The sequence below is a fragment of the Hyphomicrobium sp. ghe19 genome (genome assembly GCF_902712875.1).
Lineage (GTDB): Bacteria > Pseudomonadota > Alphaproteobacteria > Rhizobiales > Hyphomicrobiaceae > Hyphomicrobium_B.
Genome location: NZ_LR743509.1, coordinates 3656736 through 3683699 on the forward strand (window position 1 = coordinate 3656736; position 26964 = coordinate 3683699).

At 58.6% G+C, this 26964-nt stretch carries 19 protein-coding genes; 12 read left to right on the forward strand and 7 right to left on the reverse strand.

From position 1 onward, the window contains the following. Nucleotides 1-17 precede the first annotated feature (17 nt). On the reverse strand, nt 18-440 hold the full coding sequence (locus AACL53_RS17300) for a VOC family protein (RefSeq protein ID WP_339085789.1): 423 nt from the start codon (nt 438-440) through the stop codon (nt 18-20). Nucleotides 441-706: 266 nt separating this feature from the next. Further along, nucleotides 707-1555, reverse strand: a complete 849-nt coding sequence (locus AACL53_RS17305) for a fumarylacetoacetate hydrolase family protein (protein WP_339085790.1) — start codon at nt 1553-1555, stop codon at nt 707-709. Between the two features lie 250 nt (nt 1556-1805). On the opposite strand from AACL53_RS17305, the gene AACL53_RS17310 reads away from it, so the two are divergent. Together AACL53_RS17310 and AACL53_RS17315 are read left to right on the forward strand one after the other, a co-directional pair. Next, a complete protein-coding gene (locus AACL53_RS17310; RefSeq protein ID WP_339085791.1) occupies nt 1806-2348 on the forward strand; it encodes a PRC-barrel domain-containing protein in 543 nt (180 codons plus the stop codon). Nucleotides 2349-2401: 53 nt separating this feature from the next. After that, nucleotides 2402-3643, forward strand: a complete 1242-nt coding sequence (locus tag AACL53_RS17315) for an MFS transporter (RefSeq protein WP_339085792.1) — start codon at nt 2402-2404, stop codon at nt 3641-3643. Here the strand turns inward: AACL53_RS17315 and AACL53_RS17320 are convergent. The 4 genes from AACL53_RS17320 to AACL53_RS17335 form a co-directional block, all read right to left on the reverse strand. Further along, nucleotides 3640-6816 (reverse strand): efflux RND transporter permease subunit, encoded by a 3177-nt coding sequence (locus tag AACL53_RS17320; protein WP_339085793.1) that lies wholly within the window; start codon nt 6814-6816, stop codon nt 3640-3642. The genes AACL53_RS17315 and AACL53_RS17320 overlap by 4 nt on opposite strands. Nucleotide 6817: 1 nt before the next feature. After that, nucleotides 6818-8026 carry an efflux RND transporter periplasmic adaptor subunit gene (locus AACL53_RS17325; RefSeq protein WP_339085794.1) on the reverse strand — a complete coding sequence of 403 codons (1209 nt, stop codon included), beginning with the start codon at nt 8024-8026 and terminating at the stop codon, nt 6818-6820. A gap of 701 nt (nt 8027-8727) precedes the next feature. Continuing rightward, on the reverse strand, nt 8728-9405 hold the full coding sequence (cysC, locus tag AACL53_RS17330; protein ID WP_339085795.1) for an adenylyl-sulfate kinase: 678 nt from the start codon (nt 9403-9405) through the stop codon (nt 8728-8730). Between the two features lie 492 nt (nt 9406-9897). Then, entirely contained in the window at nt 9898-11217 is a 1320-nt protein-coding gene (locus AACL53_RS17335) for a divalent metal cation transporter (protein ID WP_339085796.1), read from the reverse strand. Nucleotides 11218-12102: 885 nt separating this feature from the next. Between AACL53_RS17335 and AACL53_RS17340 the strand changes: the two genes are divergently transcribed. The 10 genes from AACL53_RS17340 (at nt 12103) to AACL53_RS17385 (ending at nt 25485) form a co-directional block, all read left to right on the forward strand. Next, nucleotides 12103-13554: an aldehyde dehydrogenase family protein gene (locus AACL53_RS17340; RefSeq protein WP_339085797.1), complete on the forward strand. Its 1452-nt coding sequence runs from the start codon at nt 12103-12105 to the stop codon at nt 13552-13554. Between the two features lie 376 nt (nt 13555-13930). Further along, entirely contained in the window at nt 13931-14995 is a 1065-nt protein-coding gene (locus tag AACL53_RS17345; protein WP_339085798.1) for a helix-turn-helix transcriptional regulator, read from the forward strand. Nucleotides 14996-15173: 178 nt separating this feature from the next. After that, complete coding sequence (locus tag AACL53_RS17350) at nt 15174-15758, forward strand: NAD(P)H-dependent oxidoreductase (RefSeq protein ID WP_339085799.1); 585 nt, start codon at nt 15174-15176, stop codon at nt 15756-15758. Nucleotides 15759-15790: 32 nt separating this feature from the next. Then, nucleotides 15791-16906 carry a dimethylsulfone monooxygenase SfnG gene (gene sfnG / locus AACL53_RS17355; RefSeq protein ID WP_339085800.1) on the forward strand — a complete coding sequence of 372 codons (1116 nt, stop codon included), beginning with the start codon at nt 15791-15793 and terminating at the stop codon, nt 16904-16906. 39 nt (nt 16907-16945) lie between these two features. Then, nucleotides 16946-18202: an SfnB family sulfur acquisition oxidoreductase gene (locus AACL53_RS17360; RefSeq protein ID WP_339085801.1), complete on the forward strand. Its 1257-nt coding sequence runs from the start codon at nt 16946-16948 to the stop codon at nt 18200-18202. 67 nt (nt 18203-18269) lie between these two features. Next, on the forward strand, nt 18270-19778 hold the full coding sequence (locus AACL53_RS17365) for an APC family permease (protein ID WP_339085802.1): 1509 nt from the start codon (nt 18270-18272) through the stop codon (nt 19776-19778). A gap of 55 nt (nt 19779-19833) precedes the next feature. After that, a complete protein-coding gene (locus tag AACL53_RS17370) occupies nt 19834-21069 on the forward strand; it encodes an aminomethyltransferase family protein (protein ID WP_339085803.1) in 1236 nt (411 codons plus the stop codon). A gap of 49 nt (nt 21070-21118) precedes the next feature. Then, nucleotides 21119-22291: an FMNH2-dependent alkanesulfonate monooxygenase gene (gene ssuD, locus AACL53_RS17375; protein WP_339085804.1), complete on the forward strand. Its 1173-nt coding sequence runs from the start codon at nt 21119-21121 to the stop codon at nt 22289-22291. Next, nucleotides 22288-23685: an FAD/NAD(P)-binding protein gene (locus AACL53_RS17380; protein WP_339085805.1), complete on the forward strand. Its 1398-nt coding sequence runs from the start codon at nt 22288-22290 to the stop codon at nt 23683-23685. The genes ssuD and AACL53_RS17380 overlap by 4 nt, the downstream gene beginning before the upstream one ends. A gap of 219 nt (nt 23686-23904) precedes the next feature. Beyond that, nucleotides 23905-25485, forward strand: coding sequence for an ABC-F family ATP-binding cassette domain-containing protein (locus tag AACL53_RS17385; RefSeq protein ID WP_339085806.1), 1581 nt, complete (start codon nt 23905-23907; stop codon nt 25483-25485). A 398-nt stretch (nt 25486-25883) separates the two neighbouring features. Here the strand turns inward: AACL53_RS17385 and AACL53_RS17390 are convergent, their stop codons facing one another. Further along, nucleotides 25884-26945: a hypothetical protein gene (locus AACL53_RS17390; RefSeq protein WP_339085807.1), complete on the reverse strand. Its 1062-nt coding sequence runs from the start codon at nt 26943-26945 to the stop codon at nt 25884-25886. Nucleotides 26946-26964: the final 19 nt, after the last annotated feature.

Consider the following 26964-nt stretch of genomic DNA (forward strand, 5'->3'; position numbering starts at 1 on the left):
CGCATGTTTCTATGGCATCAGTCCGACGGCAGCATCCGCGGATTCCAGACTATCTCCCACAGGTGACCGTCCGGATCAGTAAAATAGCCTGCGTAACCGCCATAGAAAGTATCCTGTGGTGCCTTGATAATCTTTGCCCCTGCACGTTCAGCCCTGCTCATGATGTCATCGACATCCTCGCGTTGCAGAACGTTGTGCCCGATGCTCCCAGCGGTGGTGCAGATCGGATTCTTGGGCAACCCGGTGTCATATGCAAGGTCATCCTGCGCCCAAATGGCGAGTTTCAGACCACCCGAGAGATCGAAGAATGCGACCGCGCCATGCTCGAATTCATGACCAATAATGCCCTCGGTCGGCAGACCAAGCCCATCGCGATAAAAGGAAAGTGAGCTTTCAAGATTGGAGACGCCAAGCGTGAGAACGGAAATACGTGGTTTCATGTCCATGCCCTTCCTATCGGCGTCCGCACCATGCGCACGCCTTGATAGTCTTGGGCCGTCACCTTGATGACAGAAGGACCCGCCAAGCGGGGGCCGGGCCAACCTTCCCGAACCTAACCTGTTTTAGACCTGACTACCGTAACGACAGGACCGGCCCCGCGTCAACACACACTCAGATGCAACGCGGTCGGCGTTGTGATTTCAGCAAAATCGTGTGTCGCTCGACCTTGGTAATGCAATGGAAATCCATTTAATAGGTCCTGACCCTAGAGCTTGAACTCAACGACCTTCTGGCGCTGCGTGCCCAGCCCTTCGATGTGAAGTTCCATCACGTCGCCGGGCTTTAGGAATTCCCTGGGGTTGCGCGCGGTGCCAACGCCCGGCGGCGTGCCCGTGGTGATGATGTCGCCCGGGTCCAGAACCATGAATTGCGTTACGTAGGCGAGAAGCTCGGGGATTTTGAAGATCATCGTCGACGTCGAGCCGTCTTGCTTGCGAACGCCGTTGACGTCCAAAGACATCGCCAGATTATCAGTATCGGGCACTTCGTCCGGAGTGACGAGCCAGGGACCGATCGGTCCGAACGTCTCCGCGGACTTGCCCTTCACCCACTGACCGGCACGCTTGCTTTGGAAGACTCGCTCCGACACGTCATTGCAGATGCAGTAGCCGGCGATGTAGTTCGCCCAGTCCTTGGCCTCCACATATCGCGCGCGCGCGCCGATGACGAAAGCGATCTCGCATTCCCAGTCGAGATGTCTGGAATTTCTTGGATACATCACGTCGTCGTTGGGGCCGCAGATCGCGGTTGAAGCCTTATTGAAGAGAATGGGCTCAGCCGGGATTTCCTGGCCCGTCTCCTTGGCGTGGTCGGCGTAGTTGAGGCCGATCGCGATGAAGTTGTGCGTGCCCGCCACGGGCGGTCCGAGACGGGCGCCCTCAGGTGCTTTCGGCAGGGACGCCAGGTCGAGGCCGCGCAGCCTCGCGAGGGCTGCGGGCGCCAGGTGCTCGCCCGAGAAATCCGGAATCAGCCCTGAAAGATCGCGGACTGCGCCCTCGTTATCGAGGATGCCGGGCTTCTCGGCGCCCGGGGCGCCAAAGCGTACGAGTTTCATCTACAGGTATCTCCAGGGGTCGCCATGAAGGGGATCGGCGAGCTTCTAAGCAGAAAACGCCAGTGCTGCCAATCACACGCGCCCTGATGGCCCGGATCGGCCCGGCGGTGGCATCCTTCACAAAGATCAAATGCTGCCGGAACTTGCGATCTTGCCGCTGGTTAAATTCGAGCTGCGATGTGTTCTCGCAAATGCCGGGCGAGCAGCACAGAGGTGAAGTCCCCGCCATATCAGGTCCGAGGATCGATCGATGCGAAAGAGCTTTGCGGCGGGTCTTCTTCTTCTGGCCATCGCAGTCTCGGCGAGCACCGGACCGCGACGCGCGATGGCGGACACGCCACCTGCCCCCGCGCCAGCTCCCAAATCGGATGCAGCCTCGCCTGCGAAAGCCGAAGAAAAAATTCCGCCGGTCGAGCCGTCGCCCCTCGGTACGCCTGCAATCGTGGTCGACGACAGCACGGTCGAAACCCTACTTGGAAAGGATGTGAAAAGCACGACCGGGGAAAAGCTCGGGCAAGTTACCGATATTATCGTCGGACATTCGGGCGACGTGCGCGCCGCGGTGATCGATTTCGGGGGCTTCCTAGGGGTCGGCTCGCGCAAAATCGCCGTTGCCTGGCCGACATTACGCTTTTCCTCAGGAGGCATCACCCTCGAGATGGGGCGCGATGAGTTGCGCGTGACGCCGGAATATCATCCGGGCGAACCGATCGTCATTGTCGGATCTGCCGGTGCGCCGCCACCGCTAACCACGCCCTCGCCTCCCCCGCAATCTCCGGCGTCAACCAAATGAGGGCGGCGCATTCGTCCGCCGCAGCCGCCTTTTTCTGCGCCGCGGATTGAGCCATGCGCGGCTTCAAAGCGCCGGTGGTGCAAGCGCCCTCCAAAAGAAGCCAAATCGGCGTCGACTGGTTTGCATTCTTCCTTGCCGACGCCCAGGTCGGCTTTGGCCCATTCCTTACCGTTTATCTGACGACCGAAAAATGGACGAACGCCGATATAGGGCTTGTACTGACGGCCGGCAGCATCATTGCCCTGCTCGGCCAGTTGCCCGGCGGCGCGCTGGTCGACGCGGTAGGACGCGAACGAACGCTTGCTGCGGCTTGCACCCTTATTGTCGGCGCCACGGCGCTATCTATTGCGATCTGGCCAACGTTCTACGCTGTCTTTCTAGCGCAAGTGGTCCACTCGATTGCGAGCGTGGTGATCGGGCCTGCGCTTGCCGCGATCAGTCTTGGACTCGTCGGTCATAATCTCATCGGGGAACGTCTCGGGCGAAATGCCCGCTTTTCTTCGCTCGGCAGCATGGTCGCGGCTGCGAGCATGGGGGCCATCGGCTATTACTTATCGAGCCAAGCTGTGTTCTTCGTTTCGGCGGCAATGACGGTTCCGGCCGTGATGGCGCTCTACCTTATCATCCCGGCGGACTTTCACCGCGAAGAGCTCGAGCCGAAACCGGAACCCGAATATCACTTCGTCCACGCCGCGAAGACTCTTCTGAGCATACGGCCGCTGCTCATCCTGGCGGGATCCGTCGCCCTCTTCCATCTTTCCAATGCTGCCGTGCTACCGCTCGCCGCGAACCTGATCACGTTGCGCTCGACCCAGTCGGCGACCGTTCTCGTTGCGCTTTGCATTATCGTTCCTCAATTCATCGTTGCCCTGATTTCCCCGTGGTTCGGCCGATACGGCGATCAGCACGGGCGCCGTCCCCTTCTGTTGTTGGGATTTGCGGCTCTCCCGGTTCGCGCGGCCTTGCTGTCGTTCAGCTCCGATCCGACGACTATGGTCAGCATCCAATTGCTCGACGGCATATCGGCGACGGCGCTTGGCGTGCTCGTTTCGGGCGCCGTCGCCGACGTGACGCGCGATACCGGCAACTTCAATCTCGCGCTTGCATTCGTCGGGGTTGCGATGGGCGTCGGCGCGTCGATCAGCACGACGCTTGCGGGCGAGATCGCGCTCCACTTCGGCACATCGGCGGCGTTTCTGACGCTCGCAATGATCGGATTGTTCGCGTTTCTGCTGATAACGCTGGCGTTGCCCGAGACCAGGATCGTCGAAGAGCCCGTCGCCGAAGCCGCTTAGGTTTCCGCGGCCTTCGCGCCTTGTGGCGGGGCGTGCGGCTCGGCATGATCGGTTTTGCCCGGCACAGGCGCTGCGAACTTTTTACGTGGGGTGCGCGTCACCCAGTCGGACAGGCGATCCATGTAGAGGAAGATGACCGGCGTCGTGAACAGCGTCAAAGCCTGGCTAATGGCCAGGCCGCCGACCATCGCGTAGCCCAAGGGCTGCCGAATTTCCGCGCCTGTTCCCGTTCCCAGCATCAGAGGAACACCACCGAGAAGCGCTGCGAGTGTTGTCATCATGATCGGCCGGAAGCGCAACAGCGATGCCTTGCGGATCGCTTCAAGGGCCGAGAGATGCTCGATTCGTTCGGCATGAATGGCGAAGTCGACAAGCATGATGCCGTTCTTCTTCACGATGCCGATCAGCAGAATGATGCCGATCATCGCCACCAGATTGAAATCGTATCCAAAGATCATCAGCGTCGCGAGCGCGCCAGCACCGGCCGACGGCAACGTGGAGAGAATCGTGATCGGATGAATGTAGCTTTCGTAGAGGATGCCGAGGATCAGATACACTACGAAGAGCGCGGCCGCGATCAGCAGCGGGATTGTTATCAGCGATTGCTGGAAAGCTTGCGCGTTGCCTTGGAATGTCGTCTGCATCGACGCGGGTAGGCGAAGCTCGCGTTCCGCCGCCTTGATCGCGTTCGTCGCGGTACCGAGCGACACGTCCGGCGCCAGGTTGAAGCTGATCGTGACCGCGGGGAATTGCCCCTGGTGGGAGATGGAGAGCGGCGCGGTTGGGCGCGTTGTCCAACTCGCGAAGGTCGCAAGCGGAACGAGGCCGCCGGTCGTCGGCGAGCGAATGTAAAGATTGTCGAGGCTTCCCAAATCGCCCTGGATGGATGGCAACACTTCCATGACCACGTGGTAGCTGTTCTGCTGCGTGTAGTACTGCGCGATTTGGCGCTGACCGAATGCATCGTAGAGCGTCGCATCGATTGCATCGGGGGTTAGTCCGTAGCGCGAGGCTTCGTCGCGGTTGATTTCGATGGTGAGCGTCGTTCCCGCGAGCTGCTGGTCTGTCGCAACGTCGCGAAGCTCCGTCAAGGTTTTGAGCTTATCGAGAATCCTCGGGGCCCAGGTGTTCAGCTCATTCTCGTTCGCGTCCTGCAGCGTATACTGGAACTGCGTTCGCGAAGAGCGGCCGCCGACGGTCACGTCCTGCGCTGCCTGCATGAAGAGACGCGCCCCTTCGACTTTTGCAAGCTTCGGCTGAAGCCGGCGAATGACCTGAAATGCCGAAGCATCGCGCTGGTCTTTTGGCTTCAAGGTTATGTAGACGCGGCCACTGTTGAGAGCGGAGGTTGGACCTCCAGCTCCGATGGCCATGGCGACGGTTGCGACAGCTGGATCGGTTGCGACCACGTCGCCCAGCTTCTCCTGGCGGGTGAGCATGGCCTGGAAGGAAATATCCTGGGCCGCTTCGGAAATGCCGGTGATGAGGCCCGTATCCTGCTGCGGAAAGAAGCCCTTCGGGATCTCGATAAAGAGGTAGGCAGTGAGCGCTACCGTCGCGAAAAACGACATCAGCGTGAAGAACTGATGGCGAAGTACGAAGTCGAGGCCACGGGTATAGGCATTGAGTAGCGCCGCGAAGCCGTGTTCGCTCCAATTGTAAAGCCTGCCGTGCTTGACGTCTTTCTCGCTTTTTAAAAACCGCGACGCCATCATCGGCGTGAGCGTCAGCGAAACGAAGGCGGAAACAGCTATCGTCATCGTAACGGTGACGGCAAACTCGCGAAAGATTCGGCCGACGATGCCGCTCATGAACAGAAGCGGGATGAACACGGCGACAAGCGAAACGCTGATCGATATGACGGTGAAGCCGATTTCCTCGGCACCTTTCATCGCCGCGTCATATGGCGTGTCGCCGTGCTCGACGTAGCGGACGATGTTTTCCAAGACGACGATCGCATCATCGACGACGAAGCCAACTGAAATCGTCAAGGCCATAAGCGAAAGATTATCGAGGCTGTAGCCCAGGGCGTACATCAGTGCGCAGGCGCCGAACAACGCGAGCGGAACGGTCACGCTCGGAATGATGGTCGCCCACAAACTTCGCAAAAACACGAAGATAACCGCGACGACGAGCGCGACCGAAAGAAGAAGCGTGTATTCGACGTCATCAACCGATGCGCGGATCGTTTGCGTCCTATCGCTTAAAATATCGATTTGAAGCGCCTTCGGCATCGATGCCTGAATGCGCGGCAATTCGGCCTTGATGCGGTCCACGGTTTCGATGACGTTCGCGCCGGGTTGCTTGAATACGATGAGGAACACGCCGCGCTTACCATTCGACCACGCCGCCTTTTTCGCATCCTCGGGGCCGCGGACGGCCTTGCCCACATCACGAACGCGGATCGGACTGCCGTTGCGGTAGGCGAGGATCACGTCGTCCCAGGCTTTTGCCTGTGTCAACTGATCGTTGGTGTAGATCGTGTAACCGCGATTGGGACTATCGAGCGAACCCTTAGGGCTATTCACCGTTGTGATCGACAGCGGCAAGCGAACCTCTTCAAGCGTAAGGTTGCGCGCGTAGAGCTTGGCGGGATCCAATTGAATGCGGATCGCCGGCTTCTGCTCGCCGCCGATTGTCACCTGTCCGACGCCGCTGATCTGGCTGATCTGCTGCGCGAGCTTGGTGTCGGCGTTGTCGTCGACCGTCGTCAGGGGCATTTCGTCGGATGATGCTGACAGCAGCAGGATCGGACTGTCTGCCGGGTTGACCTTTCGATAGATCGGAGGCTGAGGCAGATTTTGCGGCAGCTGACCGCTGGCGGCGTTGATGGCCGCTTGGATGTCGTTGGCCGCGCCGTCGATATCGCGATTGAGATCGAACTGCACGACCACGGACGTGACGCCGAGGCCGCTGGTCGAAGTTGTCTGAGTGACGCCGGGTATTTGCGCAAACTGGCGCTCGAGCGGTTGCGCCACGTTCGACGCCATCGTTTCGGCGCTGGCGCCGGGAAGCGTGGCCGAAACCTGGATGGTCGGGAAGTCGATCTGCGGCAGCGGCGCGACCGGCAAGTTCAGGAACGAGACGACACCGACGAACAGAATGCCCACCATGATAAGCGAGGTGCCGATCGGATAGCGGATAAAGATGCCAGATACGCCGCCGGTCGCCATGCTACTCGGCCTCCAGCACCGTGTGTTTGGACTCGGATAGGGGGGCGCCCGGAGGCGTTGGTTTCTGCTTCTGCTCCTCCTTTTTCCGATCACCAGGAAGTTCCACGGCTGAACCGGGTTCCAGGCGATAATATCCGCTGGTAACGACCTGCTCTCCAGCCTTCACGCCGCTCTTAATGACAGCCTGGCCATCTTGGATTTCGCCAACGTCGAGATCGCGCCGTTCAGCTTTTCTGTCGGGCCCGACGACATAGGCGAACAATTTATCGGGCCCACGCTGGACGGCTGCATCCGGAATAACGACGACATTCTTTTCCGTCGTGATCAGCAGGCGCGTCGCGACCGTAAGTCCGGGCCAAAGAGTCATTTCCGTGTTCGGAAATCTCCCCTTCAGCTTGATCGAGCCGGTGGTCGTGTCGACTTGGTTATCGACAAGCGAAAGCTCGCCCTTCGCGAGTTCCTGTTTCCCGTCCGACGTGAATGCGGTGACTGCCAACGGTCCGTGCTTCAGCTCATCGAGGATGCGCGGGAGACGTTCTTCAGGCTCGGTGAAAATCACGGCGATCGGTTGAATTTGCGCAATGGTTGCAACGCCGCCCGTATCACCGGCGTGGATGATGTTGCCCTGGTCGACGAGACGAAAACCGACGCGGCCGGAGATCGGCGCCTTGATCGTCGTGTAGACGACCTGGACTTGCGCATTTGCAATCGCGCCGACATCGGCCTTGATGAGCGAATCCTGCTGCGTGATGTTCGACCGTTGCGTGTCGATCTGTTGTTGCGTGGTTGCGAGCGTGCCGACTTTCTCGAAACGCTCGAGATCGTGCTTCAGGTTGGCAAGGTTGGCCTCGTCCTGCGCCTTCTTGGCGACGGCTTGATCGAGAGTGGCCTGATAAGGCCGCGGGTCAATCTGGATCAGAAGGTCGCCGGCCTTGACGAATTGGCCCTCGTCGAAGGCGACCTTGGTGATCTCGCCGTCGACGCGCGAGCGAACCGTCACCGTATTCCAGGCTTGCACCGTACCGAGGCTGTCCAAATAGACCGGGAAGTTCTGTGTGGCCGCGGTCGCGACCGTGACGGGTACGCGCTCGTCCGCACTTTTTTCCGTCGTCCGTGTCTCGGCGCGGTGATGCTGCCAGACCCAATAGCCACCGCCAGCCAAGCCCGCCAAGAAAACCAGCCAGATGAAAGTTCTAACGAGCGACCTCAACACGACTGCTCCATGCGTGGCAGCGGAGAAGTTGTGAGGCGGCGGACAGCCCGCCTCCAATAAACGACGGTTCAGGACGGCTGTTCCGTCGGACGTCGTTTCACATTTCCCATCCGCAACACGGTCGAGAACATTCCGCCTACGGATACTATTGGGATTTCGATGTCCGATGTCGACCAAGATGGCGTTTATTTAACGGGGCACTTGCTTTGGTGCTCGGCGTGCAGATCTATGGATCCCTGACTCGCACGGGATGGCGCTCGCCGGGTTCGCATTAGTACTCGCGGTTTACCGCGAGCGGCGGCTCCGCCCTTCCCTAAAACTCAATTTGCATGAGTGTCGCCCGGCCATTTTTTGTCCGCCACCGGTCGGCCTGCTTGATGTCATCCCGGCTTGTCCCACCTGTCATCCTCGGGCTTGTCCCGAGGATCCATCAGGCAGCACGCACCTTCCTTGAGGCAGGATGGATCCTCGGCCTAAAGCCGAGGATGACAGAGTTTCGCCTGCTGCATCAGCCACGCATCGTCGCCGCGGGCGCCGACGAGCTGCACACCGAGGGGAAGCCCATCGACGAGGTAAACAACATCTGAGGATTTGAAGCTTCCGAGCCAGCCTCTCGCGCGGAGATGACGCGCCCCAACGACGCGACGACCAGCGTTTTTGAATGCGGAGGAATGGGCGTCGTTGCCCTTCGCGCGCCGTTACGTTGAGCGGGGAGCACTTACCAGCGCCGGGCGTTCGGAGCGCTCTCCCAAAAACCGTAGTATCCGGCCCACAAGCTCGTCCGGGCAGCTCGATCCGTGCAGAACGATTTCTGGATTTTTCGGTGGTTCGTATGCGGACGAAACGCCCGTGAAGTTCGGGATGAGACCTTGACGCGCCTTCTTGTACAGACCCTTAGCGTCCCGCTTTTCGCACGTTGCCAAAGGTGTATCGACATAGACTTCTATGAATTCATCCTGATCAAAAAGCTCTCTTGCCTTTTGTCTCTGCTCGATGAGCGGCGAGATCAGCGAGACGATCACGATCAGTCCCGCGTCAACCATCAGCTTCGCAACTTCGGAGATTCTACGGACATTCTCCATCCGGTCTTCGGACGAGAAATCGAGATCGTTGCAGAGGCCGTTGCGGCAACAATCTCCATCCAGCACAAACGTATGGCGGCCGGATGCATAGAGCGTCTCATCAAGAAGGTTTGCCAGCGTGGTCTTGCCCGCTCCCGATAGGCCGGTGAACCAAATGCAACACGCCCGTTGTGCCTTCAGACCGGAGCGATGCACCTTGGTGATGGCAGAATCCTGCCACTGTAAATCACCCGCTTTGTGCGAGGGCCGAATTGGCGCTTCAACTTCTAGAATTTGAGATTGCGCTCTCTGCATCGGTCTCCCCTATTGCTTCTGGAGACAGGCTAACTGCAAATCGGTCGTCGCGAACTATGTGAGCGACGGGAAACCGGATATTTCGGTGGTTATGACAGATTGGCCACAATTTTTGTTGGGGAAGATAGAAATTATTCCTACCCGCTGGCGGGTGCAGAAGGTCATGCATGCGTTAGACTCGCCAGGAAGCAATTCCCTTAGGGCAGCTAACACCATTCATATCCAAAGTAATCGAGCTCAGCCCTTGCGCGCTTCTCGCACTTAGGCACGCGCAGCCGAGTCGAAAATGAACTCGTGACGGTGCGAGACGATCATTCCCAACCCTGAGCGCTTGTGAAGTGTCGCGAGGCGGTTGCGCTTGTTGATAAGTCAATCGCATAACTCGTGAGATCATAATGCACTTATTTTCCCTCATCCACGGGGTTGTTCGAGGATGAGGTGAAAATTGCCGCCGCCGAGCGCACGGGCGCGCCCCGTCGTTTCGATGCGGCGTCAGATCAACAGGAACCCCAATGTTGCCAGCGCCATTGCGATGGTGGCGATCCACCCGATTACGAGCAATGGGCGCGGAAGCGTTAGCCGCCCCATGATGTGAGGGTTCATCGCCATCACCATCATCACGGCCATGAGCGGCGCCGCCAGTACTCCATTGACCACTGCGGTCCAGTACAGCGCCTTGATGGGATCGATGGACGTGAAATTCAGCAACACCCCACCGAGCGTCGCGACCGCTATCGTCGCATAGAACGCTTTGGCTTCTCGAAGCTTGTAATTCAGACCTTGCCTCCAGGAGAAAAGCTCGCTCACCCCGTAAGCGGCCGAACCAGCAAGCACCGGTACGGCCAGCATGCCTGTGGAAATGATCCCGATTGCGAAGAGTGCAAACGTGAATACGCCCGCGACAGGGCGCAGTGCTTCCGCGGCTTGCGAAGAGGTTTGGATATCGGTCACGCCGCTCGCGTTCAACGTCGCAGCCGTTGCAAAGATGATAAACAGGGCGATGACGTTCGACACGCCCATTCCGACCATCGTGTCGATGCGAATTCGCGAAAGCTCCGGACCCGCATCTCGCGGCGTGACGCACAGCGGTTTGACGTGACGCCGATGCAGCTCTTCCACTTCCTGTCCCGCTTGCCAGAAAAACAGATATGGGCTGATCGTCGTGCCGAGCACGGCGACGAGGGCCATGGCATGGGGAGCATCAAATTCGAAATGCGGAACAAACGTTCCGAGGAGGGCCGTTCCCCACGGCACATGCACCGTGAAGGCGACGCCCACATACGTGAACAAACAGAGCGTGGCCCATTTGAGCACGGCAGCGTATCGTGCATAACTGATGAACGTTTCGAGTAAAATGCAGACGATGCCGAACAACACGGTGTAGACGCGTTCCTGCCCCCCGATCAGCAAACCTAATGCAGCACCCATGGCACCAAGATCGGCACCGAGGTTGATTACGTTCGCCACGAGCAAGAGAAAGACGACGCCGCGGAGGAGCCACGGCGAATAGTGCCGTCGCAAATTGTGCGCGATGCCGTGACCGGTTACACAGCCGATCCTTGCGGCGATTGCCTGGATGGCGCTCATCAGTGGAAAGCTGAACAGCATGGTCCATGCGAGGCCGTAGCCGAATTGCGCTCCGACCTGGCTGTAGGTCGCGATCCCGCTCGGATCATCATCGGCTGCACCTGTGACCAACCCGGGCCCCAATCTTGCGAAGAACCCTGTCGATGGGGGCACCGCAGTCGCAACACCGTTCCGACGAGCGACGATACCAGCAGTCGTTTCAGTCGCGTTCGGATCCGTCGACATAGCTGAACCCCTTCCTGCGCAAGGTTTGAATTCGATATAGCCAGTTAAGAGGCCGGCAAAAATCATTTGCCCGCCAACCAATTCAGGTGCGCAATTTGCGACATCTTCTACCGCAACGGTGCGCTGTCGTGAATGTTCGACGCGAGGCGCCGTAAAAGGCAACATCCAGACACGCGGTTTCGAGCCAAATATTAAGTACCAACCGGCTAGTTCGAGAAGTCTATTTGCGGGCTCAGCTCCATCCACATTTTTTAATGCACGGTGGGCTCGGATGCAGCGCCGGGGCTCGTGCGCTGCAAGTTCAATGGAGTTGACCTATGAAGATCGCTTCAAAACATATCGCCGCCGCGGTCGGTTCTCTTGCGCTCCTCGCCGTAGCTGCACCAATCGCGAATGCAAACTATTTGGGCTTGGCCGACGGAAACCCTGGACCTGCCGATATATGGGCTGCGACACATCCGGAGTTCGGTAAAGTGGTGCATTCACGTCGCTCCACGATGGGGCCGGGAGATTGCGAGCGTTACCGGGAAGCAGCGTTGGACACAGGATCGCGACGCATGTGGCATCGCTATCAGGCTTGCGCTGGCGAATGAACCGGGCCTCACTGGTCCGCTAACATTTGGTTTTGTGCGTTGCCTCGCATCTTGAGACAGAGGATGGGAGGCAATGGTACCTTTGCGCGTGCGGGCTGCGACCCGACCCACTTGAACCAATATCATTTCCCCTTACTGAAGCTCATGTCCCGCAGCCTCCTCGCCGTCGGGCGCTAGGGCGCTTGCGCAATTTCGGTTGACGATCCTTCGGCGTCCGTCGATGAACGCAGAACGCGATCGGTTGCGCAATGCGTTGCCGGCCAACCCGGATTTCAAGCGGAGAGCGGACTTCATGATCATCAGGCGGGAATTTTACATCAATGGATCCTGGTGCTCTCCCTCGCGTCCTCGCGACTTCGAGGTCATCAATCCCTCAACAGAGGAACCTTGCGCGGTCATCTCGCTTGGCTCGCAGGAAGATACAAACTCGGCTGTTGCGGCGGCAAAAGCGGCATTGCCCGCCTGGGCCGCGACACCTCCAAGCGAGCGCGCGCGAATTGTGTCGCGCATTCTCGATCAGTACGAAGCACGGCTTGCCGAGTATGCTTCCGTCATTGCGATGGAGATGGGGGCGCCGATCGATTTTGCCCTGTCCGACCAAGCACCCTGCCTGCCGTGGCACACCGGCAATTTTCTCAAGGCATTCGATAAGATCGAATGGATCAGGCCCCTCGGTCCCCATGCCCGCCGGGTTGCGGTGACGCTTGAACCGATTGGCGTGGTCGGTCTGATTACGCCTTGGAATTGGCCGGTCAACCAAATCGCGCTGAAAGCAATCCCGGCGATGTTGGCCGGTTGCTGTTGCGTTTTGAAACCGTCCGAAGAAGCGCCGCTCAATGCCATGCTCTTCGCCGAGTTTTGTCACGATGCGGGCGTTCCGGCTGGAGTCTTCAATCTCGTCAACGGGGACGGCGAGGGCGTTGGCAGCCAACTTTCGACCCACCCGGACGTCGAGATGATCTCTTTCACCGGGTCGACGCGAGCCGGCAAGGCGATTACTCGAGCCGCGGCCGAAACGCTCAAGCGCGTCGCCCTCGAACTTGGTGGCAAAGGCGCAAATCTTGTTTTCGCCGACGCGGACGAGCAAGCCGTTGCGCGCAGCGTGCGCCGGATGATGGAAAATTGCGGCCAATCCTGCAACGCGCCTTCGCGAATGCTTGTCGAACGCAGCGTATACGCGCAGGCGATTGAAAAAGCTGTTGCGACTGCGGCGTCGATCAAAGTCGGGCATGCCGACGAACACGGGCCCCACATAGGACCGCTGGTCAACAAGCGGCAATGGGATCAAGTCCAGGGCTACATCCAGAAAGGGTTGGACGAGGGTGCAAGGCTGGTCTGTGGAGGGCTCGGCCGGCCGGAGGGCTTCAATCGGGGTTACTTCGTCAAACCCACAATCTTCGCCGATGTTAAGCCCGGCATGACGATCGAACGCGAGGAGATTTTCGGACCGGTGATGGCGATGATCCCGTTCGATAACGAGGATGAGGCCGTCCGCGTCGCTAACGATACGCCTTATGGCCTTACCGACTATGTGCAAACCGGCGACGCGTTAAGGGCAAACCGTCTTGCGCTCAAGCTGAAGGCTGGAATGGTGGAGATGAACGGAAAGTCTCGCGGGGCCGGGTCCTTTTTCGGCGGCATGAAGCAATCCGGGCGCGCGCGCGAGGGCGGCATCTGGGGGATTGAAGAATTCCTCGAGTCAAAAATCGTTTCCGACTACGATTTTTCCCTCGAAGACGCTTAGCGATAAAATTCACGCGCGCCGCTCACACTTTGCCGATGGTGCGACGCGCGTGCGGCGTAGGTTGCGAACGCGCGAACCTCTCGCATCGAAGTTGCCGCGCCTCCGTCGAAGCTCATTTTGCAAGATGACGGATGTATCGCTAATTTTCCGTCCAAACCACGCCTCTGCCGCAACGAGCCCGGGCGACCTCTTCTCGACGCAAATCGAAGACTTACAGCTTCCCTTTCCGCGGTGGGACCTGCTTCCGGCGCGAGAGCTGCCAAAATCGGAGATAAGGTTTCCTGAATTTCTTATTTGGGAAGCGGCGCCTGCTCCTGTTTAGTCGCCGAGAGTGTGTAGCCCACGCACTCGGCCATCTAAGACGAGGCGCGACGCGTTGGCGACTGCCGATGTTCTCACCGTAGATTTGCCGATCATGTCTGAAGTCCTCAATGACGCCAATTGGTACGTCAAGCTCGGCACCGCTGCAAAATCGGCTGGCACACCTGTTTTCTACGAGAACATGCTCCGGCTTCTCGGATCGGGTATCGCGCATGAATATGGGTTTGCGGTTCGCTACGGGAATGCGGACTCGACGGATGTACTCTGCACGACAGGACATCCTGATTTTATCGTCGACGAGTACAAAGCGACTTACCATCACGTAGATCCGTTCGGCCACTTCTGGCGCTCGACGCGGCGCAAGGGGCTGGTGACTTCGGAGGAAGCGATAAGCGATACCGCGGAGACCCGCCTATATACCAGCGTATTTCAAAGACGGGCCAAAATAGCCGACGAAATCGGCATTGTATTTCCTTCCCCGGGAAAAACGTGCATTGCGCTATTTCTGGAAAGCTCCGACCGGAAATTCTCGTCCGAATTGGCGGCTCATATTGAGAGGATCTTTCCGGCATTGGAGGGTCTTCATTTCTCGCATCTCGCCCGGACTTTCGGCAAATTATGTGATTTCTCACTTGACGCGGACGAAGCAACAACACGGCCCATTTTGCTCACCGACCGGCACGGCCAGGTCGTCTACCGCAGCTCCAGCTGGCGAGAAGCTGAGGATCGAGAGCCGTGTCTTGTCAATATTCGCAAAGATATTCGCACGATCGACCGAGGCGAAATCGAGATTTCGGAAACTATGCGCCTCAAGGTTTCGCGCCTCCCGGATGACTTCTCCATCGCGCCGGAAGGCCATATTTACGTGCTGAATTGGCGTCCTGTTCGTCAGCCAACCGAGGCCCTCGCCCCCTCAGACGGCCTTGCAATCGCCCCGCTTACGAAGCTCGAAGGTGATGTTCTGGCGCTGATCAAATTGACGAAGTCGTCAGGCCAGATCGCTGTCGAGCTCGGGATCGCCAAGGGCACCGTCAAGAACTACAAGCAGCGGCTTTACCGCAAGTTTGCGGTCAACTCCGAGCGCGAGCTTTTGGGCCTGCTCTCCAAACAGCAAGTCTAGTTTTATGCCGGATATGTCGGCTGAAAAGCATAGCGAATATTCGTATAAGCCGTAATTACTGGAGAAATGGCGAATAGTGCCATTCGGCACTATTGCTCTCGAAAAACCGACAATCCTAAATTGTCCCGGAATTCATTCGAACGCGCGAGCGCAATCTCGCACAAGATCGGGGCACAGCATGACCACTCTATCGATTGTCGGAATATCCGGAAGTCTATCAAATCCTTCACGCACGACTGTGCTCGTCGACACCATCTTGAAAGCCGTCGCCAACCGCGGCGGGCATAAGACGAACCTCTTGAAGGTGTCGGATTCGGCGCCGGCTCTGTTTGCCGCGACTTCGCCGGCAGACGTTGGCAAGGACGCGCGGCAATTCTTGGATCTGATCGAGGGCGCCGACCTGCTCGTGGTTGGAACGCCAGTTTATCGGGCCTCTTACACCGGCGCCTTGAAACACGTTTTCGATCTGGTCGATCACCGGCGTTTCGGCAGCAAGCCGGTCGCGCTCGCCGCGACTGGCGGCAGTCCGCTGCATGGTCTCGTGATCGAGCATCAACTTCGTCCGCTGTTCGGTTTCCTGAATGCCCTCACTCTGCCGACTTCGGTCTACGCGGTCGAAGGCGACTTCTCGAACTACGCCATCAGCAGCGCTGCCATTCACGAGCGCATCGAACGCGTCGTCGCCGAGGCATTGACCCAGCTGACGCGCTCGCGCGCCGAACGCCTGAACGCACGATCAGCAGCCACAGCCGCAGTCGCCTAAGCGTCAGCCCAATAAATTTCAGGAGATACTCGATGACATATTCGACGACCACCGCGTCTTCGGCCTACCCGATAAAATTTGCCTACTGGGTTCCCAACGTGTCGGGCGGGCTTGTGATCAGCAAGGTCGAGCAAAGGACGAGTTGGGATTTCGACTACAATCGCAAGCTCGCGCAAATCGCAGAGCAAAGCGGATTCGAATATGCCTTGAGCCAGATCCGGTTCACGGCCGGTTATGGTGCGGAGTTCCAGCACGAACCCGTAACGTTCAGCCAGGCGCTGTTGTCCCAAACGAAGAAGCTGAAGGTGATTGCTGCACTTCTTCCGGGCCCTTGGAATCCGGCGGTCGCTGCCAAGCAGATCGCGACGATCAACAATCTCTACGGCGGCCGCATCGCGGTCAACGTCGTCAGCGGATGGTTTCGCGGAGAGTTTGCGGCCATCGGCGAACCTTGGCTCGATCACGACGAGCGATACAGGCGATCGGAAGAATTCATTCGTGCGCTGCGCGGCATCTGGTCGGAAGAGAACTTCACGTTCCGCGGCGACTTCTATCGCTTCAACAGCTTCAATCTGAAGCCGAAGCCGATCGATCCGCAGCCCGAGATCTTCCAGGGCGGATCATCGCGGGCCGCGCGCGACATGGCCTCGCGCGTCTCGGACTGGTACTTCACCAACGGCAACACTCCGGAAGAAATCCGAAAGCAGGTCGACGATATCCGCGCGAAGGCGGCGGCTAACGGCCACTCGGTGAAGGTCGGCGTCAATGCATTTGCCATTGCGCGCGAAACGGAGAGCGAAGCCCGGAGCGTATTGGCTGAAATCATCGCACAGGCCGACCCAGACGCAGTCAAAGCTTTCGGCCATGAAGTGAAGAACGCAGGCAAGTCATCGCCCGAAGGGGAAGGCAACTGGGCAAAGTCCACGTTCGATGACTTGGTGCAGTATAATGACGGTTTCCGCTCCAATCTCATCGGGACGCCGCAGCAAATCGCAGAGCGCATCATCGCGCTGAAAGCTGCCGGCGCTGATCTCATCCTTCTCGGATTTCTGCACTTCCAAGAAGAGGTCGAATACTTCGGGCGCCACGTCATACCGCTCGTACGTGAGTTGGAGGCCGCTCGCCCATTGGCCGATGCAGCCGAATAGTCCTCCCAAACACACCCTATACTTTTCAGGATCCACACCATGACAATTACGCTCGACGCTCCGAAGCCAGCTACAGCGAAGCTAGAGGCCGTTCCCGGGCTTCCGCGTCCGCAAAAAGATGCCCACGTCATCAAGTCAGATCGCGAAGCCATCGAGATCGCGACAGAACTCGCCAAGGCGTTCGCCGAAGGCTCGTCGGAACGTGACCGCACGCGCCGCTGGCCTGTGCAGGAACTCGATGCCTTCTCGCAGAGCGGCCTCTGGTCCATCAACGTGCCGAAGAAATTCGGAGGCCCCGAGGTTTCCTACGTCACGCTCGGAAAGGTCATCGAGATCATTTCGGCGGCCGATCCCTCGATCGGGCAGATTCCTCAAAATCATCTCGGGGTACTTGCGGCGATCCGCACTGTTTCCGACGAAGCCCAGCAGCGCCTGCTGTTCGGCTTGGCGCTCCGCGGGTTCCGCTTCGGCAACGCCTTCTCGGAGTTTGGTTCGAAACGGGCCGTCGACTTCGAGACGAAATTCACAGATGCCGGCGACCACGTCATCGTCAAAGGACGAAAATTTTATTCATCCGGCGCCCTGCTGGCCCATCTCGTTCCGATCGTCGCTTTGGACGATCAGGGCCGCGCCTGGTATGCCATCGCGGAGCGTGACGCGCCGGGACTGACCGTTATCGACGACTGGTCGGCTTTCGGCCAGCGCACGACGCTGAGCGGCACGGTCATCCTTGATAATGTTCGCGTCCCGAAGACGCATCTCGTCCCCGGTTATAAGGGCTATGAGCGACCGACAGCGGACGGCGCAATATTCCAGATCATCCAGGTCGCGGTCGACAACGGAATTGCCAAAGCAGCAATCGACGACACCATCGAGTTTGTCCGGACCAAATCGCGCGCGTGGGTCGACAGCGGATTCGAACATGCTTGGCAGGATCCCTATACAATCCAGGCCGTCGGAGATCTCAAGCTTCGCCTGCATGCCGCGCAGGCGCTTCTCGAGAAGGCCGGTCAAGCTGTCGACGAGGCGGTGGTCGATGCCACAGCCGAAGCCGTCGCTCGCGCCCAGATCGCCGTTGCGGAAGCGAAGGTGCTCAGCACCGAGATCGCGATCGCCGCGACGAACAAGCTGTTCGAACTGGCGGGCACGCGGTCGACGCTTGCGGAACACAATCTCGATCGCCACTGGCGCAATGCGAGAACGCATACGCTGCACGATCCGGTTCGCTGGAAGTACGCGATCCTCGGAAACTACTTCCTCAATGGCGTGAACCCGCCACTCCACGCCTGGAGCTGAGGCGGAAGTCTCTCGCCTCCTTACCACCGACTTAGACTTTCAAGGTCACCGCCTCAAAGGAACAGCCATGTCCGTAACAACACTCGAAAGTCCGCAGATCTCTGCGGAGAACCCACAATCGCAAATGCGCCGGGTCATCACTTGGAAAGACGCCTTCTGGATTACGGCTGGTGCATCGCCGTGGATTCTCTTCTCCATCGGAGCGATGGCCGATACTCTTGGCACGGCGTCCATCCTGGTGTGGGCCATTTCCTCTGTCATCGGCTTCGTGCAGCTATTTCTGTACGCAGAATTGGCTGGCGTGTTCCCCAACAAGACCGGGGGAGGCTCCGTCTATGCGTCCGTCGCTTGGATCAAGCACAATAAGCTATTCGCGCCTGTAAACATGGGCGCCTACTGGTTCGGGACGTCGACGTCGCTGACCGTGCTCGCTTCACTTTGCGGAAGCTACATCGTGTCCGCCTTTTTCCAAGGCACGGCCTTTGCGTCGTTTTCGATAACACTGCTCGACCTGTCGTCGACATTGCCTGGGATCGTTCTGCAGCTGAACGCGACGATCATCACCGGCATTCTGGTTCTGGTTTTCGTATTTGCGCTTCAGCACACGGGCATTCTCCGCGCCGCTAAAATCCAGCACGTCATTGCGCTCTTCGCGCTGATACCACTGGTCTTGATCGCAATCGTTCCACTTTTCAACGGCACGATAAACTACGCGAACTTCCAACCTTTCGAATTGAAGGGAGGCATCGACTGGTTCAGCACAGAAGGTCTGACCCTGTTGGCCGGCGGGCTGTTCATAGCGGGATGGAGCACGTACGGGGCCGAACAAGCGGTGTCGTTCGTCAGCGAATTCAAGGATCCTCATCGCGATAACATTCGGGCAATCGTATCGACTGGGCTGATCGCCTTCGTGTGCTACGTGGTGCTGCCGTTCACATTCCTCGGTGTTCTCGGCCTCGCGGCTCTCACGCAACCCGATTTTGTCGCTGGCTACACACAGCAGGCGGTGGCGGAACTCGCGACCATATCATTCGGTAGCAAATTTGCCGAAGCCGTCACGATCGTTCTGATCCTTGCTCTCTTGCTATCGGTCGGAACGCTGTTGGCTGTAAGTTCGAGGACCCTCTATCAGGGCTCTGTCGACGGCGTTTTCCCGAAATTTCTGTCGCGCCTCAACGGGCACCGGGCGCCCGTCGCCGGAATGTGGGCAGACATCGTGGTGAACGGGTTCCTGATGTTGCTCGGCGCTCCCCTCTTCGTTCTGGCGGCCGGGGCAGTCTCGTACCTGTTGAGCATTTCGATGGATCTCATCGCGGTCAGGATGTTGCGATCTCAGTATCCTTCGAGCAAACGTCACTTTCGCGCGCCGGATTTCCTCGTCAACTACGGTGGCCCCGCACTCGCTCTCTTCAACTTCGGTCTCATTATTTTTGGCGCCAACACTTTCGCACCGAACGCTCTTTTCTATGGGTTGGGCGTAATCGGCGTGATCGTGCTCCTCTTCGTCTATCGACACTACATCGTCGATAAGGGTGAGTGGCCCGAGCAAGCGAAGAAGGATCTCGGCATTCAGTAGGCACACCAAGCCTCCGATACATTGAATTCAGCATCTGCCTAGGAGAATGCGCACTATGTCTCTCAACACTACACGCTTGGTCGTCACCGCCGACAATGAAGGTGGATGGGACTACGGCACAATTCGCGGCCCTTATTCCGCGTTCCATATCGCGAACGGAGCCAAATACTGCGTCTATAACAATCGCCTTATGCCGGTCAGCCAGAAGATCTCGCGCGAGGAGGGCTACTGGGCCCTCAAGCAAAAGGCCGGGCTGTTCGACACCGGCGAGCGCCCGATCCAAATCTCGGGGCCGGACGCCGAGAAGCTTTGCAATAAAGTCTTTACGCGCAACGTTTCGAACCTGAAGCCGGGTCGCGCCGGCTACGCGCTTCTCGCCTATCCCAACGGAACCATTCTCTGCGACGGCGTGCTTCTTCGGCTTGCGCAGGATACCTTCTGGTACGTTCAAGCCGATGGCCCCGTTTACTCGTGGCTCATCGCGCATGCTCAGGGGCTCGACGTCGAAATCTCCGATCCAAATTCCTGGGTTTCTCAGGTTCAGGGGCCGGCGTCATTGGATGTCTTGAACAACTTGATCGAGGGCGGTCTGCCCGCCAACTTCAAGTATTTCTCCGTTCGCCGTGCGCGTGTGCGGGGTCAGGATATCATCATCTCCCGCACGGGCTGGACGAACGAGGCGGGCTTCGAATTCTACACGCTGCCCAGCGAACCCAACTACGACGGGCCGGCGCTTTGGAACGCGGTGCTCGAAGCCGGCAAACCGTTCGGTCTCGAAGTTTGCGGTCTCGACTCGATGGAAGTCCGCCGAATCGAAGGGGGCATTCTCAACAACGGGTCGGATATGGATGATACGATGACGCCGTTCGAAGCGGGTCTCGGCGCTTTCGTCGATCTTTCGAAGGACGACTTCATCGGCAAAGCGGCGCTCGCTGCCGCGAAGAAGGAATCGCGCCTGATCGGGCTCATCAGCGACGGCGGCGAACCGGTGCGCGAAGGACCGGTGACGGTCGACGGCAAGAGGATCGGCTTCGTCACCGCCGCCGCGTTCTCTCCGTTTTTGAATGCCGGCATCGCAATCGTGCGGCTCGATCAACCGCTTGCCGATGGAACGCATGTCGAGGTTTTGGGTCGCGACGGCAAAACGCATCCTGCCGTCCTAGCGCAGCTGCCCCTCTACGATAAGGAAAAGAAAATCCCTCGCGGGCTTGTCGTCGACATCCCCGAGCTGGCGATCGGTGCTCACAAAAAGCCAGCCACGTCGCGCAAGCCGGAAGCGGTTCATTCATAACGACCGCCGCGACGCCAACCGTAACACTCACGCAAATTAGGAGATCAACTTGACAAGCCGTGCACCGGAGAAAATCGACGTCCTTTGGTTTTTGCCGACGCATGGCGACAGCCGGTATCTCGGCACGACCGTTGGCGGCCGCGCGGTGGACTTGCCCTACTTGCAGCAAGTCGCACACGCGGCCGACACGCTCGGCTTCTACGGCGTGCTTCTGCCAACCGGCAGAAGCTGCGAAGACAGCTGGATCGTGGCGGCCGCATTGGCGCCGCTCACCCAGAATTTGCGTTTCCTTGTTGCGGTCAGACCAGGATTGCAGCCGCCCGCGTTTGCCGCGCGTATGACGGCGACGCTCGACCGCATCTCGAACGGCCGACTGATGATCAACGTCGTCACAGGCGGAGATCCCTTGGAAAACAAAGGCGACGGATTGTTTGCCAGCCACGAAGAGCGCTACGCGATCACGCGAGAGTTCCTCGACGTCTACAAGCGTATTCTTTCAGGCGAAACGGTGGACTACCACGGCAAGCACATTCACGCGGAGGATGCGCGCCTTCTGTTTCCGCCGGTGCAAAGCCCCTACCCGCCGCTTTACTTCGGCGGCTCGTCGGATGCCGCCAACAACGTGGCTGCGACCAGCATCGACAAATATCTGACCTGGGGCGAGCCCCCCGCCAGCGTCGCAGAGAAAATCGAAATCGTTCGAAAACTCGCGAAGGCGCAAGGCCGCGAGGTTACGTTTGGTATCCGCCTGCACGTCATCGTTCGTGAGACCAACAAGGAAGCTTGGGAGGCAGCGGAGTCACTCATTCAATATCTCGATGACGATACGATTGAAGCGGCGCAGAAAGTGTTCGCGCGGATGGACTCGGTTGGCCAACAGCGGATGCGGCAGTTGCACGGCGGGAGCCGCGGAAAGCTCGAGGTCAGTCCAAATCTATGGGCGGGCGTCGGGCTTGTCCGCGGCGGCGCCGGCACGGCCCTCGTCGGTGATCCCGATACGGTCGCTGAACGAATTGACGAATACCGGCGCCTCGGCGTCGATAGCTTCATCCTCTCGGGCTATCCGCATCTCGAAGAAGCTTATCGTGTTGCAGAGCTCTTGTTGCCGAAGCTGCCGCTTCGCCATCAAACAAAACGCGCTGGCCTTTCGTTGAACACCGGGCCGTTCGGCGAAACGATAGCCGGTGATCATCGACCCGCAGTGCGCGTGGGCCAATCATGAACGCGGAAGTGCGGCGGCCGACCGTCGTAATCGTCGGCGGTGGCTTTAGCGGCGCGGCGGTCGCCTATCATCTGGCGCAGCTCGGCGCACCGATCAAAATCATCATCTTCGAGCCGCGCGCTCTTCTCGGCGCGGGCCTCGCGTATGGTGGGAGTGATCCCAACCACCGCATCAACGTGCCGGCCGCCAAAATGAGCCTCATTCCTGGAGATGAGGGACACTTTTTACGCTGGATCAACGAGACGGGGGCGATCTTAGATGATCCGGATGCCATTGCTGACGACGGATCAGCATTTCCCCAGCGATCGGTTTTCGGACGCTACGTGAACGAACAACTTCGTCCGTCCCTCGAGGCGGGAGCCGTCGAGCATGTCCGGGAAGCCGTCACCCAGATCAAGAAGCAGGGACGCCGCTGGACGGTACAAAGCGCCAATACATCGGTGCATGCGGACTTTGCGGTCATCGCCACCACGCATCCCGAACCGCGCCTTCCCTCGCCTCTTCTGAGCATACTTGAAAGCGACCCGAGATTGATTGTTGATGCGACGGCTCCGCAGGCGCTCGCAGGCGTGAAGAGGAACGAACGCCTGCTGATCGTCGGCACGGGACTAACAATGGCCGATATCGTGGCCACGCTCGACGCTCAAGGACACTACGGAAAAATAACTGCGATCTCCCGCCGCGGGCTTCGTTCGAAGACGCACGCCAAGACCGCACGGGATCCTTTTGGCGATTTTTCCAATCCTTTACCGCAAAGTGCCTCCGAGCTATTGCAGCGAGTACGGGAAACCGTCAGCCGTGCCGCCGCTCAAGACATACCGTGGCAGTCTGTCATCGATTCGCTACGTGTCCATGCCCCTCGTTTTTGGCCCGCGTTGCCGGTTGCCGAACGACGCCGGATTGTTCGCCATCTCCGGGTCTTTTGGGATGTTCACCGTTTCCGCATCGCGCCCCAACCGGAAGCCATCATTCAGAAGCGCGTCGATGCGGGTGTTCTGCAATTTGTTGCTGCCTCGATAGAAAATCTAGAAGCCTCGGCTAGCGAACTGGACGTCGTGCTCCGCATTTCGAAATCACAGCGGAGGCTCACTCGCACCGTCGATCGCATTATCCTTGCGACCGGCCCCAACCATGGGGCGATCCTTTCAAGTCAACCATTTTTGAAGGGTTTGTCGGACGACGGCTTCTTGTGCGCCGATCCTCTTGGACTCGGGATCGCGTGCGACGCTCAGGGACGGAGCTTAAATATCCACGGCAATTCGGATGAGACGCTTTGGATAGCCGGACCTCTTGCTCGCGCAGCGGTCGGCGAACTTATGGGAATGCCGCAAATCGCCGAGTTTGCTGCGCGCGTTGCCAATAATGTGTTCGAAGCCGCGCGCGAATACGCATGAGCATTCCAGATGACGCCGCTCATGTGATTTTTGTCCAGACTTCGTCTTGACCAGATTCGCCCCATGACCTGAGAGAAAATATTCTCTCATTGGCACTTGATCGAACTCATCCCTGTCACTAGTTAACTCACGTGACAATCACTCGGGATGTGTGTGCAGCGATGAACCTCCGCTCAACAGCAATGCCAGTTCGCAATGCAGTTGAGGAGATTCGTATTCGTGCCCGCATCAGTCGTACTGTCCGACGTCACGTACTCCGCGCCTGACGGGCGCCAACTTTTATCCGATGCCAACCTAAGTTTCGCCACCGAAAAGACTGGGCTCATCGGCCGCAACGGCGTTGGGAAAACCACGCTGCTCAGGTTGATCTCGAGTGAGCTCTCACCGAAGTCGGGAGCTATATCGGTGAGGGGTGGGCTCGGCGTTCTGCGCCAGGTCGTACAAAACGATCTTGACCTAACGATCGCGGATCTGTTTGCAGCGGCGGACGCTTTGGCGGTGATCCATCGCGCAGAGATCGGCCAATCTGCGCCCGAGGAACTTGCGGATGTCGACTGGGCGCTTCCAGTGCGGATCGCCACCGCGCTTGGCCGCTTTGGCCTAGATGTTTCTCTCGATACGCCACTGGCAATCCTTTCCGGAGGTCAGCGCACACGCGCGCGCCTAGCGGCTCTCATCTTTGAAGGGCCGGAATTTTTGTTGCTCGATGAACCCACCAACAACCTCGATAGGGCTGGCCGCTTGGCCGTCCTTGACTTGCTTGCGGGCTGGCGAGGCGGCGCAATCGTCGTCAGCCATGACAGAGAGCTATTGGAGGCCATGGATGCAATCGTCGAGCTCTCATCTCTCGGCGCCCGCCGCTACGGCGGCAACTGGACGGTTTACAGCGAACTCAAGGCAGCCGAGCTGGATGCCACAAGACACGATCTAGCGGACGCAGAGAAGCGCCTCGCGCAAGTGTCCCGCGCGACGCAACTCGCGGCGGAGCGCAAGGTGCGAAAGGACAAGGCGGGAAAGAAGGCGATAGAGAAAGGCGGTATGCCACGCATTGCAATGGGCGCGTGGAAAGATCGCAGCGAGGGAACTGGTGGGAACGACGCTCGCGCCGCACAGATCCGGCGCGTAGAGGCTCTTGACGCTGTCGCGACCGCCCGCAGTCACATTGAGACTGTCGATCCATTGACCATCGCGCTGCCATCAACAGGCTTGCCGCTTGGCAAGTTGGTCATCGAGATCGACGGGGTTACTGCTGGCTACGAGCCGGACCGGCCCATTATCCGTAATCTATCTTTCACGGTATCCGGGCCGGAGCGCGTCGCCATCACAGGTCTCAACGGATCAGGAAAGACGACGGTTCTGAAAATTGTCACCGGGGCGATGAAGCCATGCTCCGGGGCCGTGCGCGTCATGGTCGATTTTGCCGTTCTCGATCAAAGTGTGAGTCTTCTTGATCCATCAAAGTCAATTCTCGACAATTTTCGCACTATCAACCCTCAATCTGATGAGAACGCCTGCAGGGCGGCACTCGCGCGCTTCATGTTTCGAGCCGACACTGCATTGCAACGTGTATCATCTCTAAGCAGCGGGCAGCTGCTGCGAACTGGCCTTGCCTGCGTGCTTGGTGCATCAACGCCGCCCCAACTTCTCATCCTCGACGAGCCGACAAACCACCTCGACCTACAGTGTATCGAAGCGGTGGAAGTTGGTTTGCGTGCCTATGACGGCGCCCTTCTCGTCGTCAGCCACGACGAACGGTTCCTGGAATCGATCGGCATTTCGCGTAGGGTGGAACTCGAGTGACCGAATAGGCCATCGGTTTGCAATGGTCTCCCAAAAAAAATTGGCTGGGTTGACGGCCCAGCCAAAGTTCGTGCCCGCGAGGGAAGAAAACTGATGTTGCGTGCACGCCGTATGGGAACCGGAGTCGTGAACTTAGCCGACCGAGAAAACATCGCACCGATCGAGTGACGATGCGTGCCCGGCCCCAGGAAGCGCGATCAAATTGAGGAGAACGATTTCGCATCCCGCATGAAGACAATGCCAGCTGGCTTGCTTATGCGCTCTATAAGACGTGTTTATCCTGCGTCCGGGGACCGCATTTCGGCATTCCGAGCGGGGATAGGCGATATTTCGATAGGATTTGAGCGTCAGGCAAGGCTATGGCGTGCGTGTCATCTGCGCACAACTCGGGCCAGATGCTAAGTCTCACGACCCAAGCGCTTTTCGTTTTCAATGTTCAGTTCGCGTCTCAGAACGTCCACGAGTTCCCGATAGCTGGGAACGATCGCGTAGTCGGCGCAACGCGACATGTCTTCCTCGAAGTCGTCCCATTGCATGGCGTGGAGCTGTTCCCGCTTAAAGCAGTCAAACACCCCCTTTCGACTCATTTGAAATACGGGATTGCAAGCGCCCGCTGCCATTGACGCTTCGACCGCGCCGACATCGCTCAGAATAAAATCGAGAAACGTCTCGCCGCCGCCGGATGATGCGCGCGCGTTAAGAGCGTTTATCTCGACGAATGCAATCCCCCCTCGTCCACCTGCGGGGCCACTGCTCGGTGTGATTGCTTTTATCTCGTGATGGCCTGCGAGCCGCGCAGGGGACGCCGTGTAAACTCCCCCGCTTAGATAAAAGTCGATATCTCCGTCGATCAACAAGCGGTTGAGGAAATTGTGGTCCACCGAAACGACTCGCGCGGAATTCCAAATCGTTCGACATGCTTCGGCGAACGTCAACATCGTCGCGTCCGAAATGGGCTCGAACGGATTGAGGCCCGACGCCAATGCGAAATGCATGACGTTGAAATCTTCGTAGGAGAGAACCCCGAAACGACGATAGAAGTGCCGGTCTAGGGCAATACCGAAGCCAGCGTCCCTCGCGTCGGAAACAGAAATACGGTTCTGATTGATCACGAAGTTGAAGGGGCCGCCTCTCTGCGGGATGCCGATCAGTTCGCCTCCGAACGTCCGCGCGGGAGTCGCGAAGCGAGAAAGAGCTCCGTCCGAACCTTGAACCGCATCGACGTATTTTTTGGGAAGCACCGGCACGGCCCCCGCCGGATGAAGGACATCGCGAACGAACGGTGAGTTGATATTGATGATGTCCCACGCTCGGGGATGCGACAGTGCCGTCCGGCACGCAGCATCGTCCGACAGATGATAATCGTGCTCGATTTCTAAACCGGTATGCCGGCGGAACGATGAGGCGAACGCCCCATCGCCATACCCTTCCCATCCGAAATACCGTAGCGTTTGCGCCATGCTCCTCAGTTCCAGATGT